Annotated in this window: 3 protein-coding genes and 2 pseudogenes; all 5 read right to left on the reverse strand. The window is 44.7% G+C overall.

From position 1 onward, the window contains the following. On the reverse strand, positions 1-1,130 hold a 1,130-nt coding region (locus tag ACT3S4_RS14180; RefSeq protein ID WP_444761286.1), incomplete at its 3' end, for an arsenic transporter. Between the two features lie 58 nt (positions 1,131-1,188). Beyond that, positions 1,189-1,944, reverse strand: coding sequence for an arsenical resistance protein ArsH (arsH, locus tag ACT3S4_RS14185; protein ID WP_228707086.1), 756 nt, complete (start codon positions 1,942-1,944; stop codon positions 1,189-1,191). Continuing rightward, a pseudogene (gene arsC, locus ACT3S4_RS14190) lies at positions 1,927-2,328 on the reverse strand (arsenate reductase (glutaredoxin)); the annotation flags it as partial. The pseudogene arsC and the gene arsH, both read right to left, overlap by 18 nt. A 52-nt stretch (positions 2,329-2,380) precedes the next feature. Further along, on the reverse strand, positions 2,381-2,740 hold the full coding sequence (locus ACT3S4_RS14195; protein WP_444761287.1) for an ArsR/SmtB family transcription factor: 360 nt from the start codon (positions 2,738-2,740) through the stop codon (positions 2,381-2,383). 100 nt (positions 2,741-2,840) lie between these two features. Further along, positions 2,841-3,240 (reverse strand): annotated as a pseudogene (locus ACT3S4_RS14200) (NAD(P)/FAD-dependent oxidoreductase); the annotation flags it as partial.

Genomic DNA, 3,240 nt, shown 5'->3' on the forward strand with positions numbered 1-3,240 from the left:
CCTAAATCATTACCAATAACATTGGCATAAATCATCAACTCACGCGTTGCAGTGGGAACTTGGGCGCTATCAATTGCCAGCGCTCCTATGAGGGTTGACGGCATATTATTCATTACAGATGCTACGATAGCTGATAGAAAGCCTGTGCCGACCGTCGCAATGACGTTACCTTGCTGTCCTAACCAGTTTAGTATTTGCGCGCCATATGCCGTGAGTCCTGCGTTACTTAAGCCATAAACCACTAAATACATACCGATGGAAAACAAGACAATTTGCCAAGGAGCTTTACGTAGAACGTGGGTCACAGAAAATTTGGTATCACGACCGCCTTGCCACCAGCGACCTGCGATTGCCATAAGCACTAGCGCCGCGATACTAGTCACCAATGAAATCACAAGACCTAATGACTCGGTGGCAAAATAAGCGATAAGTAGTAAGGCCAATAATGGAAAGGCCGCTCGAAAAACCAAAGGGTCTTTGATAGCGGATTGCGGTGAGCTTAGACTATCCATTGAATAATGCTTCGGGATATGTCGCGCATAGACAAGCCATAATACCAGTAGCGTTGCGATAACAGATACGATATTCACTGGCACCATGACTGCCGCATAGCGACCAAAACCAATATCAAAATAATTAGCGCTAACGATGTTGACTAGATTAGACGTTATTAATGGCAGACTTGCGGTATCGGCAATAAAGCCAGTAGCGATGATAAAGGCTAAAGCTGATTTGGGTGCAAAATCAAGGCGCAGCAAAATGGCAATGACAATAGGAGTAAGCAATAACGCCGCCCCATCATTAGCAAAAAAGGCAGCAATGAATGCGCCTAAAATAACAATCATGGGAAACAGTCGCCGACCTTGACCATTACCTAATCTTGCAACATGCAATGCTGCCCAGCCAAAAAATCCAGCCTCATCTAATATCAATGAGATGATGATAAGCGCGACAAAGGTAAAGGTGGCATCCCAGACGATATTCCAGACGATAGCCACATCTGATAATTGCACCACCCCTAGAAGCAGGGCAACTACTGCGCCGCCCATTGCACTCCAACCGATACCCAGTCCTTTTGGCTGCCATATGACTAAAGTCAAAGTGACAATAAAAATCGCTAATGCGAGCATAAAGGTGCCTTAATAAAACAATGGTATTAGAGAAGGTTAACGTTAGATACGCTTGAGTTTAGAGTGATTTTTGATTTACACGCTGTGATACTTCCTCACGACTCTCTACGCGCTCAGAATAACGATCGGTTAGATAAGTGGAGCGACCACGTGTGAGCCACGTAAACTTCACTAATTCCTCACACACATCAACGATACGCTGATATAAAGGCGAATTAAGCATACGATTATTGTCATCAAACTCTAAAAAAGCTTTCGGAACAGACGACTGATTGGGTATGGTAATCATACGCATCCAGCGGCCCAAGATACGCAGCTGATTGACGGTATTAAAGCTCTGACTGCCGCCACTGACTTGCATTACTGCCAGCGTCTTGCCTTGAGTCGGTCGAACGCCACCTAATGACAGTGGAATCCAATCAATCTGCGCTTTCATGATGCTAGTGATACTGCCATGGCGCTCAGGGCTAACCCATAGCATGCCCTCAGACCACGCTGCTAGCTCACGTAACTCTCGTACTTTCGGATGATTAGCATCGGTACTATCAGGTAACGGTAAACCTGTGGGATCAAAGGTACGCACCTCGCAACCATACCAACGCAATACCCGACTTGCCTCTTCACTTGCTAATTTAGAGAACGAGCGTTCACGTAAAGAGCCGTATAGCACCAATATTCTTGGTGGATGACGGGGATCATTTGCACCAATCAGAGCCTCAATATCAATCGGTTGCAGCTCTACTGCATCTATATTTGGTAACTCCGTTAAATCGACAGAGGCGTCTAAACTATTATCTTTAGTAGATTGGACTATTTCACCATCTTCTTTGGTAAAACGACTCACTGGATTGTCTAATAATTCAAATACCCGCTCCGAAGGTCGGCACAGCGCTGCGCCGCTAGAGGTCACCACAATAGGACGATTCATCAAAATAGGATGTGTCATCATGGCATCAATCAGTTCATCATCAGATAACGTAGTATTATCCAAACCAAGCTCATCATAAGGCGTACCTTTCTGACGTAGAAGCTCACGCGGTGAAAGTTTCATCAAGCCTAACAGCTCAATCAAATATTCACGAGTAGGCGGTGTTTTGAGGTATTCAATGACGTTCGGTTGCTCGCCTGAAGCCTTCATGATGGCCAAGGTATTGCGAGAGGTACCACAATTAGGGTTGTGAAAAATGATAGGTGTCATAACGACCTTTTTATAGTGTTAGAAGGGTTTGTATTCTTAAAAAAATAGTAGCTTAGCTGTTGGGTTTGTCGGATGGGTTGATATTACAGGCACTCAAGCTGTCCAAAAGAGAGCCAGATAACTCTGGGTGACCTGCACAGCAGTCTTTTAACAAGAATTGAATGACATCTTCGACATGCGCAAGAGACGCACGATAAATAATCTGGCGGCTTTGTCGTTGTGAGCTTACCCATCCTGCCCGGGCAAGCACGGCTAAATGAGCCGACATCGTATTATGTGGCACACCAAGATTGCGAGCGATTTCACCAGCAGGCAGACCATCAGGCTCATGACTAACCAATAGTCTAAAAGCTTTTAATCGAGTGTCTTGAGAGAGCGCAGCAAAGCTGGCAGTAGCATTTATTATTTCCATAAGTCCAATAATATAGACATATAAAAATAAATCAAGATATTTTATGAGGTCTTCATGAACTGGCTTTCTCAAGCTATAACTGTCTAAATCGAGTTGAGTATTAAGAAACCCCTTGCACAAAATCAATCAAAGCGGGAGTATTTTCTCTAGCACTACGTCCAGCACCAATTAAAGTAGCTGAACCTGGACTTGCCCAATCGCCATAGCCAAATAGCCATAAACGAGGCTCTTTTATAGATTGGCCTTGTTTTACTTCTACCTTACCATCATCCTCTAGCACACCCAAATTGGCTATATGGTCAAGCTCTGGTTTGAACCCAGTGCACCAGATCACCGCATCGATTTGTTCCTCACGTCCATCGTTCCACACGACACCTTGCTCAGTAAATCGGCTAAACATAGACACCGCTTTTAAAATACCTTTATCACGAGCCGCTTTCACTGGAGGCACCATAACAATGTCACCAATTCCGCCCACCGGTGCATCTCCATTATTACCC

This window comes from Psychrobacter sp. AOP30-A2-5 (assembly GCF_052378115.1).
In the GTDB taxonomy this organism is placed as follows: domain Bacteria; phylum Pseudomonadota; class Gammaproteobacteria; order Pseudomonadales; family Moraxellaceae; genus Psychrobacter.

What these genes read in the sequence shown, in the direction of transcription:
- ACT3S4_RS14195 (WP_444761287.1), bottom strand. Translation starts at nt 2,740, where the DNA reads ATGGAAATAATAAATGCTACTGCCAGCTTTGCTGCGCTCTCTCAAGAC.